The sequence below is a fragment of the Mesorhizobium sp. Root695 genome (assembly GCF_001428185.1).
Lineage (GTDB): Bacteria > Pseudomonadota > Alphaproteobacteria > Rhizobiales > Rhizobiaceae > Mesorhizobium.
Map to the genome: position 1 here is coordinate 1 of NZ_LMHO01000033.1, position 15,010 is coordinate 15,010.

A 15,010-nucleotide genomic window follows, 5' to 3' on the forward strand; every position below is an offset into this window, starting at 1 on the left:
CGGCGCATATCCAGGAAATGGAGGTCGAGCACCTGAATCGCCGCAATGCGCAGCGCGGTCGGCCGCCGGTCGAACCGATCTACCGCCTGCAGGATGCCGCCGCGTGCATGACCTTGTTTCGGGCTTTGGAATATGGCGAATGGACCACGGTCGCCGAAGGCCTTCGCGCCCGCTTCTGGAATGCCGGCCACCTGCTTGGTTCAGCATCGGTCGAACTCGAGATCGACCGGCGGGATGCGCCCCTGCGCCTCATGTTCTCGGGCGACATAGGCCCCGGCCACAAGCTGCTTCAGACCGATCCAGAGGGGCCGGCAGGCGTCGATTATCTGATCTGCGAATCGACCTATGGCGACCGCGACCGGCCTGACGTCTCGCCCGAAGAGCGGCGATCCCAGCTCGGCGACATCGTTCGTGGCGCCGCCGAGGCGAGCGGACCCCTTGTCATCCCGTCCTTCGCCGTCGAGAGGACGCAGGAACTGCTGGTCGACTTGTATCTGCTCATGAAATCGGGGGAGGTGCCGTCTGCTCCGGTCTTCGTCGACTCGCCGCTGGCAACACGCGCCAGCGCGATATTCGAGCGGCATGCCGACGACATTGAGCAGGGCAACGTGTTGCGCCAGGCCCTCGACTCGAAAGAGCTGCGCTTCACCGAGACGGTGGAGCAGAGCAAGGCGATCAATCGCCTGAGCGGCTTCTTCGTGGTGATCGCCGCCAGCGGCATGTGCGACGCGGGGCGTATCCGCCATCACCTCAAGGCCAATCTTTGGCGCAGGAACGCCACGGTGATGATGGCCGGATATCAGGCCCAAGGGTCGCTCGGGAGGATCCTGCTCGACGGCGCTGAGCGCGTGCGCATCCAGGGTGAGGAAGTCGAGGTCAAGGCACGTATTTGCCTGTTCGACCTCTATTCCGGCCACGCCGATGCGAGCGAACTGGTTGCTTGGCTCAAGGCCCGAACTCCGGTGAAGCAGCAGGTGTTCTTGACGCATGGAGAGGAGGCTGGACTCGGCGGCCTGCGTGGAAGGCTTGCAGGACTGATACCCGACGACAAGATCATCATCCCGAGGCTGGACGATGCTTTCCAATTGACCCCCGGCCGCAGTTTGCCGGTCGAGCTCAACGAGCCCCGCCGTCTGAAGCCGGAAAAGATTGCCCGCCTCGATTGGCACAATGACCTTTCAAAGCTGCTCCTGGACGTAAACGAGGCGGTCAGCGCCGCGGCCGACGAACGAGGTCGCGCAGAGGTCATCAGACGCATGCGAAGGGCGCTCGAGGACAAGGACGCATAGAAACCGCGAAGCGATGAACTGAAAGCGCACGAGTGCGTTGGTGTCCATTCGCTGCAAATCGACGAACACACGCCCGTGTCGCAGTCCGGCGACAGGCGCCCCAACAGGCGATGGGAGCCAGACATGACAGAGCATACGACGATACCAGCTTCCAGTGGCCTTCTGTCCGATCGCGAGTTGCACGATATCGATGCCTATTGGCGTGCTGCCAACTATCTGACGATCGGCCAGATCTACCTGCTCGACAATCCGCTGCTGCGCGAACCGTTGCGGCTGGAGCACGTCAAGCCGCGCCTCCTCGGCCATTGGGGAACGTCGCCGGGTTTGAGTTTTATCTATGCACACCTCAATCGCGCGATCCGGCTCAGGGACGCAAATGTGATCTATGTCTGCGGCCCAGGCCATGGCGGCCCGGCAATGGTGGCGAACACCTATCTCGAAGGCACCTATAGCGAGCTCAATCCGGACATTGCGATGGACGAGCAGGGGATGCGCAAGCTGTTCCGGCAGTTTTCGTTTCCCGGCGGTATCCCGAGCCATGCAGCACCGGATGTGCCCGGCTCGATCCACGAGGGCGGAGAGTTGGGCTATTCGCTTTCGCATGCCTATGGCGCCGCCTTTGACAATCCGGATCTTGTGGTCGCCTGTGTCGTCGGTGACGGCGAGGCTGAAACGGGACCACTGGCAGCCGCGTGGCATTCCAACAAATTCCTCAACCCGGCGCGCGACGGGGCGGTGCTGCCGATCCTGCATCTGAACGGCTACAAGATCGCCAATCCGACCATTCTGGCCCGCATTCCCGAAGACGAATTGCGCGCGCTGTTTGCAGGCTACGGCTATGAGCCGCTGTTCGTGGAGGGCCACGAGCCAGTGCTGATGCATGAGCGAATGGCGAGCGTGCTCGACGATGCGTTTGATCGGATCCAGGCTATCCAGCATGCCGCACGCCACGGCCCTGCGGCGACCGCGTCACGACCAAAATGGCCAATGATCGTGCTGCGCAGCCCCAAGGGCTGGACGGGACCGAAAGAGGTCGACGGTCTGAAGACCGAGGGCTTCTGGCGCTCGCACCAGGTACCCTTGTCTGGCCTTGCGGAAAACCCGGCCCATCTCAGGCTGCTCGAGGAGTGGCTGAAAAGCTACCGGCCCGAGGAACTGTTCGACGCCGCCGGCGCTCCTGTCGCCACGATCCGCGCCACGGCACCCCAGGCGACACGGCGCATGGGCGCCAACCCGCATGCCAATGGCGGCCTGCTGCGCAGGTCTCTCGATCTGCCGGCGCTGCATGACCACGCCATCGCGCTCGAGCGCCCTGGCGCCGTCAAGGCCGAGTCGACGCGGGTCATGGGCAGCTTCCTGCGTGATGTCATGCAGTTGAACGAGGCCTCGAAGAACTTCCGGATCGTCGGCCCGGACGAGACCGCCTCGAACCGCCTTCAGGACGTGTTTGAAGTGACCGAGCGTGGCTGGATGGAAAAGATCCTACCCGAAGACGTTCATCTGGGGCGCGAAGGCCGGGTTCTCGAAATCCTCTCCGAGCACACCTGCCAGGGCTGGCTGGAAGGCTACTTGCTCACCGGGCGCCATGGCCTTTTTTCCTGCTACGAGGCGTTTATCCATATCGTCGATTCCATGTTCAATCAGCACGCGAAATGGCTGGATGCCTGCCGCGATATCCCGTGGCGGCGACCGGTCGCATCGCTGAATTATCTGTTGTCCAGCCATGTCTGGCACCAGGAACACAATGGCTTCAGCCATCAGGACCCTGGCTTCATCGACGTCGCCCTCAACAAGAAGGCCGACATTGTGCGGGTCTACCTGCCACCGGACGCCAACACCTTGCTCTGCGTGACCGACCATGTGCTGCAAACCTGGAACCGCATCAACATTATCGTCGCCGGCAAGCCGCCGTCATGGCAGTGGCTGTCGATGGACAGGGCAATCGTTCACTGCCGGGCAGGGATCGGCATCTGGGACTGGGCGTCAACGGACGATGGGGCTGAGCCCGACGTCGTGATGGCTTGCGCTGGCGACGTCCCGACCCTCGAAACGCTGGCCGCGGTGCAGATACTCAGGCAACAGGTTCCTGATCTCAGGATCAGGGTGGTCAATGTCGTCGACCTGATGACTCTTCAGCCAAAGGAATATCATCCGCACGGTCTTTCGGATCGCGATTTCGATGCCCTGTTCACCACCGACAAGCCGGTCATCTTTGCCTATCACGGCTATCCCTGGACCATCCATCGCCTGACCTATCGTCGCACCAATCACGACAACATCCATGTGCGCGGCTACAACGAGGAAGGGACGACGACGACACCTTTCGATATGACGGTGCTGAACGGCCTTGACCGCTTCCATCTCATCCAAAGCGTCCTTGACTGGGTTCCGCAACTCAAGAGCGTCCGGGTCGTGTTAAAGCAGGCGATGGATGGCAAGCTGCTTGAACATCGAGCCTATATTCGCGCCCATGGGCAGGATATGCCGGAGATACTTGACTGGAAGTGGGGACAGGATCCTGATGCGGCGTCAAAGCGTCCAGATTGAGCGGTTGCCCGTCCTCCAGCACATGGGGGCAAGATATCGGATGGCTTCATGACCGATGCGATCCTTGTCCTGAACGGGGGTTCTTCGAGCCTGAAGTTCGCCGTCTTCGAAGAGCGTGACCAACTTCCGTTGCTGCTGCGCGGCAATGTCTCCTCTCTCGACCGTCGGCCACGGCTGCGCGTCGAGGCTGCGGCCGGCAGGTCCAAGATCGACAGGAGCATGGGCGAAGCACCGATCGATATGGACAAGGCGTTCGCGGCGGTGGTCTCCGTGCTCGCCGAAAACGATCTCCTGCGTCGCATCGACAGGGTAGGGCACAGGATCGTTCACGGCGGCCGTGGCTTCACCGAAGCAACGCGGCTCGACGAACGCACGCTCGATGTACTGCGCTTGCTCGAGGCGATGGCGCCCATCCATCAACGGATCAATCTCGAGATTGTCGCGCTGGCCACTGAACTCTTGCCGCAGGCCCTCCAGATCGGGTGCTTCGACACGGCGTTTCATTCAGCCCGGCCGGAGCTCGCCAAAATCTACGGGCTGCCGCGTGCGATGACCGAGGCGGGCATCGTGTCCTACGGCTTTCATGGGCTATCCTACAGCCATATCGCTGCAAAGCTGTATGACCGATACGGCACCCGCGCGGGCGGCCGCACGATCGTTGCCCATCTCGGCAGCGGCGCCAGCCTGTGCGCCATGGACGCCGGACGAAGTATTGCCACGACGATGGGGTTTTCGACACTGGACGGCTTGGTCATGAGCACGCGCAGCGGCGCGCTGGACCCGGGCGTCATCCTCCACTTGCTGCAGGAACGGCGGCTGTCCGCGGAAGAACTGGTCACGCTTCTCTACGAGCAATCCGGTCTGCTCGGTGTGTCTGGAATATCTGGTGATATGCGGACCCTAGTCGGCTCAGACGACCCTGCCGCCGCTGAGGCTGTCGATCTCTTCGTCTATCGGATCGGACGGGAGATAGGATCGCTGGCCGCTGCCATGGGCGGACTGGACACGCTGGTGTTCACTGCCGGCATTGGCGAAAACGCGCCGTTGGTCCGGGAAAGGATCAGCGCCGCCGCTGCCTGGCTTGGAGTCGGTCTCGACGATGAGCGAAACCGAGGAGGCGAGGAGGTGGTCAGCGCTGCGAATTCCCGCGTCGATGTCCTTGTCATTCCAGCGGATGAAGAAAGAGCTGTGGCCAAGGAGATGCTCATCTTTCGATCTGCCGCGGCCGCAACGGCCCGGGAGGGACCGCGGTAGCTAACTGGCCGATCGCGCCCCTAGCTCCCGCCGAACCAGGACAAGCGTCGCATCGTCGGGATCGGTCGTAACGGTGAAACCCATGTCGCGCTCGACCTCGATCGCAGCACGGTTTTCACGGCTCTCGATCGACTCGATCGCTTTGAGGCCGAGTTCTTCGGCATATTTCGCAACATAGGCGAGCAGCTCCCAGCCAACGCCCAGATGCTTGCGATCCTGGCGAATGCAGATCGCAACCTCGCCGTTTCGATCGGCTCGATCGCTTGCCAGCGTCGCGACCGCGATCAGCATCCCGTCGATCGAGAATGCCAGAAAATTATGGATATGGGCGTCATCTGAACGCGTCATCGCCACCAGCCGTTCATGCGAGACTTCCTTCACAGCGCCGAGAAAGCGGAAGCGCAGGTCGTCCGGGGTCACATGAGTGAAGAACTCGGCCAGCGTTGGCTCATCTTCAGGGCGCGCGCGGCGCACTTCGAAGTGAAATCCGGTCCGTGTGGTAATTGCGCTATTCGTGGTCATATGCGGATCTCTAATCCTGGGTTGTTCTGATCGGCCGGGTGCAGCTGCCCAAAGGGATATGGCTTCCTTTGGGTACCCTTCGTGCCACCGTTCGACGATGTCTGGTCATTCGCTCATGCAGTGGAGCGCGTCGTGCTTGACAATTTCGATGCTGCGCAGGTTGAGGAGTCGGATAACGCCCTTGTCCTTCAGCCGGGTGAAGACACGGGAAACGGTCTCGATGGTGAGGCCGAGATAGTCGCCGATGTCCATACGCGACATTGGCAGTTCGACCTGCTGCAATCCACCCTGGCGCTCCGCCATGTCAACCAGGAAAGCGGCGATGCGTTCGATGGCGTTCTGGCGGCCGAGAACCAGCAGGTGTTCCTGCGCGCGGGTCAAACCCTTCAGCGCCAAGGGCAGCAGCTGGCGAGACATGTCCGCCCCGGCAGTGAACCGCAAGACGCGGACAGCTGTAGCGTTGATCGCTTCGGCGAAGAAATGATGTGTTGCGTCTGCCTCGAAACCGAATGTCTCTCCGGCCAGGTGAAAGGCGCTGATCTGCCGGCGACCGTCGGCAAGGAGACGGTAGATGCGCACGGCACCGAACTCGACCTGATAGAAGGCCCCAGCCTTCTCGCCCTGGGCATAAATTTCCGCACCGGCGGGAAAAAAGCTGACCGGCTGCAGTGGTGCCGGGTCGAAGGCGTCCGGCGGGCTTGGTTGCACAGAATGCGACGGCAGTGAGATTCTGGAGCTCGTGTAGGCGTGCATGGCTGTTTTCCCGGTTGATCCGTGACACAGCAATCGCGCGTATCCGCGGGTCGCGAAATTCGGTTATATCCCTACGGGAAACTACCTACTCTACACGGAGCGGATCTGCAGTCGCCAAATGCGGCTACGACCTTCAACGAGCGATTGCGCTGGCCTTGGACCAAATAGACGCCTAGCGTTGCGGTTACGTTTCCCCAAAGGAGGGATACGGTCATGCAGGATCCCTACCGCGAATACTTACATCACGAAAACATCAGACCCGGACCGTCGTGCAACGCTCAAAAATCTGTTGGCCGAGGAATTGGCCAGATTTGCAACAATCAAAAAGAAACCAATTGACTGACGCCCGGCCTGATTGATCCAAGTCAAGCCATAAGCCAATCCGGATGCCTATGATCCCCTTAGCTTTTGCATAGCAATGGGGAGCCGTTTCGAACTAATGTCAGGTTCCGGGGCGGTTGATGCGCAACGATGTATCTTCCGCAGTTTCTGGTGGGAATGTTTGTCACCTCGGCCATCGTTGCGGTGTGGACCTACGCGGCAACGGGCTCGGTCTGGACAGCACTGGGCTGGGCGATTATCGACTTGGTCGTTCTGCAGGTCGGATACTTCGCCTTTGTCATACGCCTGATTTCCAAAGGCTCGACGGCAGACGCTGAAGCAGACTCGGCATCACTCAGCCATGTTCCGCCACCCCAAAGAGACGGCACGTTGCTTTAGCCGTCTCCAATGATCGCGACGCAGCCGTATCAAACACTCGCGGCACGCGCCTTGCCATGTTTTGCTAATCTCTGGGACAAGGTTGAATGCGCATTGCAATCCTGTCTGACATCCATGCCAATCGCGAGGCGTTCGACGCGGTCCTGGAAGCTGTTCACGAACGCGGTAGTCCAGACGAATTGGTATTGCTCGGTGATTTGGTCGGCTACGGTCCTGATCCCGTCTATGTGATAGAGAAGGCCGCCCATCTGATGGCTGACGGCGCGCTTTGCATCATGGGCAACCACGACGAAGCAGTGGCGCTGAATCTAAGCAACATGACGGAGAACGCGCGGTTCGCCGTCCAGTGGACTCGCGAACGCATCGCTCCGGCACATCTTGATTTCCTGGCGCGATTGCCGCTCTCGCTGCAATCCGAAGACCGCCTGTATGTGCACGCAAGTGCGGAGCGACCGGGAAAGTGGCCCTATATACGCGACGTGGACTCAGCGGAACGCTGCCTCTCGGCAAGCGACGCCCGCTTCGTTTTCTGCGGCCACACCCACATTCCCGCCATCTACTACGCGCTGCCCGGGCGCCGGCCGGTGCATTTCCAGCCGTTGGACAATGTAGCAGCGCCTTTGTCCGACCTGAGGCGTCACCTGGTGATTGCCGGCGCGGTCGGCCAACCCCGCGATGGTAACCCGGCGGCGTGCTTTGTTCTTATCGACACGCAGCGACACGAGGTCACGATGGTTCGTGTTCCCTATGATCACGAGGAAACAGCTCGCAAGATTCAAGCCGCCGGCCTGCCTGGATGGCTTGGCATGCGTCTGAAGATCGGCCGCTAAGGAGACGTATTCGATGCAACGGTTTGAGGCAGGGGCAGTCATCGATGGTTTCGAGCTGGTCGAAAAGCTGCCCTCCGGCGGCATGGCCTCGCTCTGGCGGGCAACCAACCCCCGGTACGATTTCCCGCTTGTGCTGAAGATCCCGTTTCTCGACCCGGGTGGGGATGTCTCCGTCATCCTCGGTTTCGAGGCGGAGGAGCTGATCATGAAACGCCTGTCGGGACCGCATGTGCCGCGTTTCGCGGCATCGGGCAGCCTGGCGCAGGTTCCCTACATAGCCATGGAGTTTGTGGCCGGCACTGGCCTGGCGGATATCGTCGGCAAGGCGCCGCTGCCTGTGGACGAGGTAGCAAGCATCGGCACCGAGATTGCCACGGCCCTGGCCGCCCTCCACCGGCAGAAGGTCGTTCATCTCGATCTCAAGCCCGAGAATATCATTCTTGCCGAGCGCGGCGCGGTGCTCCTCGACTTCGGGCTCGCCCGCCATGCAGAGCTTCCCGATCTTCTCGGTGCGGAAAGCTCCGTGCCAATGGGCACCGCCGCCTATATTTCGCCAGAACAGGTGCTCGGGGAGAGGTCAGATCCTGCAAGTGACCTGTTTGCACTGGGTTGCCTCCTCTATCAGCTGGCTACGGGCGAGGAGCCGTTCGGGCGGCCGGCGACTTTCGCGGGGATGAAGCGCAGGCTCTATCACGCCCCCAGGTCGCCGCGAGATATCAACGAGGCCATTCCGCGGTGGCTGGAAGCCATCATTTTGCGATGCATGGATGTGGACAGGACTCGACGATATGTCGAGGCGGCGCATGTTCTTTCGGATCTCAGCAACCCCGACCAGGTGGTGGTTGCCAGGCGTAAGCCCCGGGACGAGGGGGGGTGGGCTGCGATCACAAGGTTGTTTCGCAAGACTGATGACAGAGCGCTTGTCGGCAGGCCGACCTCGTCGAGGACACAGGCCGGACCGTCAATTGTTCTTGCGGCAGTCGATCTGGCCAATGGCAGCGATGCGCTGGCAGGCGAGGTTCTCAGCGAGACCGCCCGCGTGCTTGCCTCGCGCGCGGATTCCTGGCTGGCCTGCGTGACGGTCCTGAAGACCGAAATCATCGGCGAGACGCCGGCGACCGACGAATCCGGGCGCTCAGTCTACTTGAAGCGGCTCGTCGCGCTCAAGGATTGGGCCCATCCACTGCATCTGCCGGAAGACCGCATCAGCTATCATGTGCTTGAAGCGATCAGCCCCGCCGATGCGATCCTCAACTACGCCGAGCACAATGACGTAGGGCATATCGTCGTTGGAGCCCGGGCGTCCTCGGCAATCCGCCGTCACCTCGGCAGCGTCTCGACCAAAGTCGTGGCACAGGCCCTTTGCTCGGTTTCGGTCGTTCGATTGAAGGCGGTCGAGGAACAAGGGCGGCAGGGTAAGCGCAATTCCGCAAGTGAGCCCAGAACTGTTGACGAGGATCAATGATGGACGGGGTCATTCCCCGTCAGATGGCTGTTCAATTGAGGAACAGGCCATGCAGACGAACGAAACGCCGCGATACGACGCTAGCGTGAACACAACCGGTTGCTGCCCGAGGTTCAATCCCGAGGGCTGGGACGGCCAGGACTTGCACTTCAAGGACAAGCGGTTCGTCAAAGCCTCGACCCACAGCGTCATGCATATCCCGATGAACATGGGCAGCGTGTTCGCGCGCGTTAACAAGCACATCGAAGACGCCGGCGCTTCGATCCCGGCCAGTTTATCGCTCTCAGCAAGGATGTCTCGCCCTGGGCCAGCGAACATCTGTTTGCGGTCTCGAAACCTGTCGCCAACGAGGAGATGACCACGCTGAGCGGCGACTATGTGACCAAATTGTTCGAGGGGGCGAGGACCCGGGATAATGAAATGCGGCAGATTGCGCGCGATCGAAACACAGAGCCGCGTGATGTGTATTTCTTCTACACGACATGCCCGAAATGTGCGAAAGCCTATGGCAAGAACTATGTCATCGGTGTCGTGGCCGCAGCCTAGGGTCTCGCAGGCTCGATGGGCGAGGGCAGGGCGCTGGCTTCGAACCAGGTGCCGAGCTCCCCTCTGACAATTTCGACGGCATCGTCGAGCTTGCCGATTGCAGCAGGCTTGCCTGTCGCTTCAATGAATTCGATTGCAGCGCTGACCTTCGGTCCCATTGAGCCGGCCGGAAAAGTCCTGTCTGATAGCTCCTTGGGGCTCACGCGCCGGAGCACCCGAGCGGCCGCTGTTCCGTAGTCGATATAGACGGCGTCGACATCCGTCAGCATAAGCAGCATGTCTGCCTTCAACTGGCGGGCAAGAAGTGAGCTTGCCAGATCCTTGTCGATGACTGCTTCCACGCCGCAAAGACTGCCGTCATCCCGGGCTATCACCGGAACGCCACCACCGCCGGTGCAGATGACGATCACGCCGCGTTCGACGAGGAATGAAATCACCGACGCTTCCAGAATTTCCAGCGGTCGTGGCGAGGGCACGACGCGGCGCCATTTGTCGCCATCAGGCGCGATTTGCCAGCCGCGTTCGGTGGCAAGCCTGCGTGCGGTTGCCTCATCGTAGACCGGGCCGATAGGCTTCGTCGGGTGAGCGAAGGCTGGATCGTGCGGGTCCACCGTCACCTGCGTCAGCAGGGTTGCGAACAGCCTCTGCTTGAGCAGGTTGCCGAGCTCCTGCTCGATCACATATCCGATCATGCCGGCGCTCTCGGCCCCGAGCACGTCGAGTGGAAACGCCCCGTCGCCCGGGCTGGCAGCGGCCTGGAGCGCGAGCAGACCCACTTGCGGGCCGTTGCCGTGCGTGACTACAACCGAGTGTCCTTCGCCGATGAGTTTCCCGAGCACGGATGCAGCGCGTTTGATGTTGGCGCGCTGGTTCTCCGCCGTCATCGGTTCTCCACGGCGAAGCAGTGCGTTTCCGCCGAGCGCAACGACGATAAGCATCTCAGTTGCCGATCGTGGCGACGAGCAGGGCCTTGATCGTGTGCATCCGGTTTTCGGCCTGGTCGAAGACGATCGATGCTGCCGACTCGAACACCTCGTCCGTGACCTCCATGCAGTCGATGCCATATTCCTTCGCAACGAAGGCGCCGATCTCGGTATCGGTGTCGTGGAATGCCGGCAGGCAATGCATGAATTTGACGTGGGGGTTGCCGGCGGCAGCCATGACATCGCCGGTGACACGATATGGAGTCAAAAGGCGAATGCGCTCGGCCCAGCCCGATTTATCCTCTCCCATCGACATCCAGACGTCGGTGTAGATGAAATCAGCGTCCTGAACACAGCCCTTCACGTCTTCGTCGAGGCGGAAGCGGCTGCCGCTGCGTCCCGCCAGGTCCCTGACATGGGAGCAGAATTCCTCGTCCGGCCAGAGTTCCCTTGGCGAGGCGAGGCGCATGTCGATGCCGACCTTGGCTGCTCCCAGTGCCAGGGATAGCGCGACATTATCCCGGCCCTCACCGACGAAAGCGACGGTCATGTCCGAAAGATGCTTGTGCGTGAATTCACGCATGGTCATCAAGTCGGCGAGGATCTGCGTCGGATGCGCCTCGTCTGTGAGACCGTTATAGACGGGCACGCCGGCATGCGCGGCAAGCAGTTCGGCCTGATGCTGACCGAAGCCGCGATACTCGATCGCATCATACATGCGGCCGAGCACGCGCGCCGTATCTTTCATGGATTCCTTGTGGCCGATATGGCTGCCACTGGGACCGAAATAGGTGACGTGGGCGCCCTGGTCATAGGCCGCCACCTCGAACCCGGTCCGGGTGCGGGTCGAATCCTTCTCAAAGATCAGCGCGATGTTCTTTCTGACGAGACGCGGTATCTCGTGGCCGGCGAGCTTGGCCGACTTGAGGTCGACGGCCAGCTTGAGAAGAAAGCGGATCTCGTCGGCCGTGAGATCGTCCAGAGTCAGGACGGAGCGGCCATGAAGATTGATCGACATAGAGATTTCCTTTCGGATCAAGTAGGGTCGCGGGCAATCGGACAGGTCATGCAGTGCCCGCCGCCGCGCCCGCGACTAAGCTCGGCGCCTTCGACCGTGATCACTTCAATTCCTGCACGGCGCAGAAGCGTGTTTGTATAAACGTTGCGGTCGTAGCCGATGACCACACCGGGCTCGACCGCAACAACGTTGTTGCCGTCATCCCATTGCTCACGCTCGGCTTCATAGCGGTCGCCGCCGGTGGCGATGATCCGCAGCGACTTCAGCCCGAGGGCTTCGGCAACCACAGCTGTGAACGGCTCAGTTTCCTCAGTCACCTCGACCGACGCATTTCCGTCGCCTGGCCGTAGTGAGAAGGTGCGCAGCCGATCGACCACAGGCGGGTACATGGTCACAAGGTCGCGGTCGCAGAAGGTGAAGACGGTGTCGAGATGCATGAAACTGCGATCCCGCGGCATCAGCGCCGCAATCACCCGTGTCGCCTCGCCGGCCGCGAAAAGGCTGCGTGCGAGGTCGCCCACGGCTTGCGGCGTCGTGCGCTCTCCCATGCCGACGAGAACTGCTCCGCCACCAATCGGCATGACATCCCCACCTTCCAGGCTGGTGCCTGTTCCCAAGTCTGGCGACACGAAGGGAATACCGCTGTCGCGAAAGCGGGGATGGAAACGGTAGACGGCTTCGACATTGGCTGCTTCCGGGCGTCTCGCGGGCCAGTACATGGAATTGACCGAGACCGAGCCATAGATCCAGCAGGAACTGTCGCGAGTGAAGAGCTGGTTCGGCAGCGGCGGCAGCACGAAATCCTGGGGGGCGAGCGTCCTTCCGGTCAGGCCTTTAGGCTCGAAAGGAAGCTCCGCCCTGGCGATGCCCCCGACAAGGCAAGACGCCAGCTGCTCCGACGACATCTCGTTGAGCCATCCCCGCATCTCGTCGACCATGTCCAGTCCCACGACGCCGGGATGAACCCGGCGGTCGAGGAGCCAGTCGCGGGCCTTGGTCAGGCTCATTGTCTCAGTCAGGAGCTCCCCGAAAGAATGCACCAGCACGCCGCGTTCGCGCAACGAGTCGACGAAGACATCGTGCTCCTGGCGGGCCCGCTTGACCCACAGCACATCGTCGAAGAGGAGGGCCCTGCAGTTTTCCGGCGTCAGCCTGCGCAGGCTGAGGTCCGGACGGTGGACCATCACCTCGCGCAGCCGGCCGACTTCGGAGTGGACACCCAAGCTTGTCATCGCGTCAATCCTGTCACAGCGGGCTGACGGCGCCGGTCCACATCTCGTAGACGGCGAGGATGGCGACGGCGACGAGGGCCGCGGCGAGTGCCGCTTCGGCAGGATGGAACACGCGCTGATTGGTTTCGCGGCGCGCCCAGATGTAGAAGATGATGCCGGGCGCATAGAGGATGGCGCACATGAACAGGTATGCCGGCCCCGCCGCGTAGACGAGCCACAACCCGTAGACCGTTGCCAGCAGCCCGGCAAAAAGCGGCCCGACGCGCTGCTCGCCGCTCTCGTAGCTCTCTCCCGTCAACGCGAGCTTGGCCGCGTAGGCTCCGGAAAAGATGTAAGGAACCAGGATTGCGGCCGACGCGATGTAGAACAGCGCCTGGTAGGTGCTTTGGGCGAAGAGCGTGATCACCAGGAAAGCCTGGACGAGCAGGTTGGTGATCAGAAGCGACATCGAGGGCACACCGCGCTCGCTTTCGCGGCCGAAGAATTTCGGCATTGTTCCATCCTTGGCGGCGACATGCGGAATTTCGGCCGCAAGCAGCGTCCAGCTGAGGAAGGCGCCGATCACGGACACGACAAGCGCGATGTTGATGAGGATGGCGCCCCAGGGGCCGACAACCGCCTCCAGCACGCCGGCCATGGAGGGGTTCTTCAGGGCGGCGAGCTCAGGCTGGCTGAGGATGCCGAGCGACAGCAGCGACACCAGGGCGTAGAGCGCGAGACAGGTGAAGAAGCCGAGAACTGTCGCTGTGGCGATGTCCTTGCGGCGCTCTGCACGTCCGGAAAAGACGCTGGCGCCTTCGATGCCGATGAACACCCAAAGCGTCACCAGCATGGTGCTCTTCACCTGTGCGGTGATCGAGCCGAGATTGGCGTTGCCGAGACCCGTGAAGTCGAGCGACCAGACTTGCATTTTGAACGCGACAGCAACAACCCCGACAAACAGGACAATCGGAGCGATCTTGGCCACCGTGACGATGAGGTTCACGACAGCGGCCTGCCGGATGCCGGCGAGAACCAGGACGTGGATCAGCCACAGCAGGATCGATGCGCCAAGCACCGCCTGCCAGGTGTTTCCGTCGCCGAACGCCGGAAAGAAATAGGACAGGGCGCTGAACACGATCACCGCGTAGGAGACGTTCCCGACCCAGGCACTGATCCAGTACCCCCAAGCGCTGTTGAAGCCGATGAAAGGACCGAAGCCGGCCTTGGCATAAGCATAGGGCCCGGCGTCGAGCTCGGGCCTGCGGGTTGCAAGCGATTGATAAACGAAGACCAGCGCCAACATGCCAACCGCGGTGATGGCCCAGCCAATCAGAATTGCGAGCGGACCGGCACCTGCCGCCATGTTCTGCGGCAGGCTGAACACGCCGGAGCCGACCATGGAACCGATCACCAATGCGGTCAGGGAGCCCAGTCGAAGTTTCGTTGGCGCCGCAGTCGCGACTTTCGGAACAGGGATATTGAAGTCAGCCGTGGTCATGGTGCTCTCCCAAATTTGATGGCTCTCACGGGAGGCAACAGACAAGAAATGAGCGCTAGCTGCCTTGATACGGGTCAAATCCGTTTGCGAGCGGCAATGGCAAGTTTGGGGTTCCTTGGGCGCCCGGGAAAAGCGCTCGCTCATCGAGCTTGCACATGAGTCCGATCCACTCGCCCGATGTCGCATGGCTGGCTCTCGCCGTCGCCGAACGAATGGCGGGCCGACTTGCGCCCCTGAGATCGTCGAGGCGAGAATCGCTAGGTGCGTTGACAGATCGTCAGGCTATGTCCGCCGGTTCGGCTTTGCGTTTTCGCCCCGTAATCATGGCCCTGACAAGGTTTTCGCGATGGCGAAAGCTTGCCAGCGCAACGCCGCCAATGTGAAAGAAGACGAGCAGCAACAGGCCATGCGCCGCCAAGCTGTGCGCCGCT

At 61.5% G+C, this 15,010-nt stretch carries 14 protein-coding genes; 8 read left to right on the forward strand and 6 right to left on the reverse strand.

Annotation, left to right across the window (positions count from 1 at the left end):
* The 3 genes from ASD99_RS23430 to ASD99_RS23440 form a co-directional block, all read left to right on the forward strand.
* On the forward strand, window positions 1-1,289 hold a 1,289-nt coding region (locus tag ASD99_RS23430), incomplete at its 5' end, for an MBL fold metallo-hydrolase RNA specificity domain-containing protein (protein ID WP_056592253.1).
* 123 nt (window positions 1,290-1,412) lie between these two features.
* Window positions 1,413-3,836 (forward strand): phosphoketolase, encoded by a 2,424-nt coding sequence (locus tag ASD99_RS23435; RefSeq protein WP_057145067.1) that lies wholly within the window; start codon window positions 1,413-1,415, stop codon window positions 3,834-3,836.
* A 48-nt stretch (window positions 3,837-3,884) separates the two neighbouring features.
* Window positions 3,885-5,090 carry an acetate/propionate family kinase gene (locus ASD99_RS23440; protein WP_057145068.1) on the forward strand — a complete coding sequence of 402 codons (1,206 nt, stop codon included), beginning with the start codon at window positions 3,885-3,887 and terminating at the stop codon, window positions 5,088-5,090.
* Here ASD99_RS23440 and ASD99_RS23445 read toward each other — a convergent pair whose 3' ends face one another.
* Window positions 5,091-5,612, reverse strand: a complete 522-nt coding sequence (locus ASD99_RS23445) for a GNAT family N-acetyltransferase (RefSeq protein WP_056592261.1) — start codon at window positions 5,610-5,612, stop codon at window positions 5,091-5,093.
* Between the two features lie 105 nt (window positions 5,613-5,717).
* Window positions 5,718-6,365, reverse strand: a complete 648-nt coding sequence (locus tag ASD99_RS23450; protein WP_056592264.1) for a helix-turn-helix domain-containing protein — start codon at window positions 6,363-6,365, stop codon at window positions 5,718-5,720.
* A 471-nt stretch (window positions 6,366-6,836) separates the two neighbouring features.
* Here ASD99_RS23450 and ASD99_RS23455 point away from each other — a divergent pair, with 471 nt between their 5' ends.
* The 5 genes from ASD99_RS23455 to ASD99_RS34390 all read left to right on the forward strand — a co-directional run bounded on the left by ASD99_RS23455 (window position 6,837) and on the right by ASD99_RS34390 (window position 9,926).
* A complete protein-coding gene (locus ASD99_RS23455; protein WP_056592266.1) occupies window positions 6,837-7,085 on the forward strand; it encodes an exopolysaccharide production repressor protein in 249 nt (82 codons plus the stop codon).
* Window positions 7,086-7,171: 86 nt separating this feature from the next.
* The gene (locus tag ASD99_RS23460) at window positions 7,172-7,915 is read left to right on the forward strand and encodes a metallophosphoesterase family protein (protein ID WP_057145069.1); all 744 of its coding nucleotides are present in this window, start codon (window positions 7,172-7,174) and stop codon (window positions 7,913-7,915) included.
* A gap of 13 nt (window positions 7,916-7,928) precedes the next feature.
* Window positions 7,929-9,380: a bifunctional serine/threonine-protein kinase/universal stress protein gene (locus ASD99_RS23465; protein WP_057145070.1), complete on the forward strand. Its 1,452-nt coding sequence runs from the start codon at window positions 7,929-7,931 to the stop codon at window positions 9,378-9,380.
* Window positions 9,381-9,429: 49 nt separating this feature from the next.
* On the forward strand, window positions 9,430-9,738 hold the full coding sequence (locus tag ASD99_RS35525; RefSeq protein WP_413813950.1) for a hydrolase: 309 nt from the start codon (window positions 9,430-9,432) through the stop codon (window positions 9,736-9,738).
* Entirely contained in the window at window positions 9,699-9,926 is a 228-nt protein-coding gene (locus ASD99_RS34390; protein ID WP_320410782.1) for a hydrolase, read from the forward strand. The genes ASD99_RS35525 and ASD99_RS34390 overlap by 40 nt, the downstream gene beginning before the upstream one ends.
* Here the strand turns inward: ASD99_RS34390 and arcC are convergent.
* The 4 genes from arcC to arcD are packed head-to-tail and all read right to left on the reverse strand — an operon-like array spanning window position 9,923 to window position 14,579.
* Complete coding sequence (gene arcC, locus ASD99_RS23475) at window positions 9,923-10,864, reverse strand: carbamate kinase (RefSeq protein ID WP_057145071.1); 942 nt, start codon at window positions 10,862-10,864, stop codon at window positions 9,923-9,925. The two genes, ASD99_RS34390 and arcC, sit on opposite strands and share 4 nt — an antisense overlap.
* Before the next feature lies 1 nt (window position 10,865).
* Window positions 10,866-11,867 carry an ornithine carbamoyltransferase gene (argF, locus tag ASD99_RS23480; protein WP_057145072.1) on the reverse strand — a complete coding sequence of 334 codons (1,002 nt, stop codon included), beginning with the start codon at window positions 11,865-11,867 and terminating at the stop codon, window positions 10,866-10,868.
* A 17-nt stretch (window positions 11,868-11,884) separates the two neighbouring features.
* On the reverse strand, window positions 11,885-13,099 hold the full coding sequence (locus tag ASD99_RS23485) for an arginine deiminase (protein WP_057145073.1): 1,215 nt from the start codon (window positions 13,097-13,099) through the stop codon (window positions 11,885-11,887).
* A 13-nt stretch (window positions 13,100-13,112) separates the two neighbouring features.
* A complete protein-coding gene (arcD, locus tag ASD99_RS23490) occupies window positions 13,113-14,579 on the reverse strand; it encodes an arginine-ornithine antiporter (protein WP_057145074.1) in 1,467 nt (488 codons plus the stop codon).
* Window positions 14,580-15,010 lie beyond the last annotated feature (431 nt).

What these genes read in the sequence shown, in the direction of transcription:
- ASD99_RS23435 (WP_057145067.1), top strand. Translation starts at nt 1,413, where the DNA reads ATGACAGAGCATACGACGATACCAGCTTCCAGTGGCCTTCTGTCCGAT.
- ASD99_RS23440 (WP_057145068.1), top strand. Translation starts at nt 3,885, where the DNA reads ATGACCGATGCGATCCTTGTCCTGAACGGGGGTTCTTCGAGCCTGAAG.
- ASD99_RS23445 (WP_056592261.1), bottom strand. Translation starts at nt 5,612, where the DNA reads ATGACCACGAATAGCGCAATTACCACACGGACCGGATTTCACTTCGAA.
- ASD99_RS23450 (WP_056592264.1), bottom strand. Translation starts at nt 6,365, where the DNA reads ATGCACGCCTACACGAGCTCCAGAATCTCACTGCCGTCGCATTCTGTG.
- ASD99_RS23455 (WP_056592266.1), top strand. Translation starts at nt 6,837, where the DNA reads ATGTATCTTCCGCAGTTTCTGGTGGGAATGTTTGTCACCTCGGCCATC.
- ASD99_RS23460 (WP_057145069.1), top strand. Translation starts at nt 7,172, where the DNA reads ATGCGCATTGCAATCCTGTCTGACATCCATGCCAATCGCGAGGCGTTC.
- ASD99_RS23465 (WP_057145070.1), top strand. Translation starts at nt 7,929, where the DNA reads ATGCAACGGTTTGAGGCAGGGGCAGTCATCGATGGTTTCGAGCTGGTC.
- ASD99_RS35525 (WP_413813950.1), top strand. Translation starts at nt 9,430, where the DNA reads ATGCAGACGAACGAAACGCCGCGATACGACGCTAGCGTGAACACAACC.
- arcC (WP_057145071.1), bottom strand. Translation starts at nt 10,864, where the DNA reads ATGCTTATCGTCGTTGCGCTCGGCGGAAACGCACTGCTTCGCCGTGGA.
- argF (WP_057145072.1), bottom strand. Translation starts at nt 11,867, where the DNA reads ATGTCGATCAATCTTCATGGCCGCTCCGTCCTGACTCTGGACGATCTC.
- ASD99_RS23485 (WP_057145073.1), bottom strand. Translation starts at nt 13,099, where the DNA reads ATGACAAGCTTGGGTGTCCACTCCGAAGTCGGCCGGCTGCGCGAGGTG.
- arcD (WP_057145074.1), bottom strand. Translation starts at nt 14,579, where the DNA reads ATGACCACGGCTGACTTCAATATCCCTGTTCCGAAAGTCGCGACTGCG.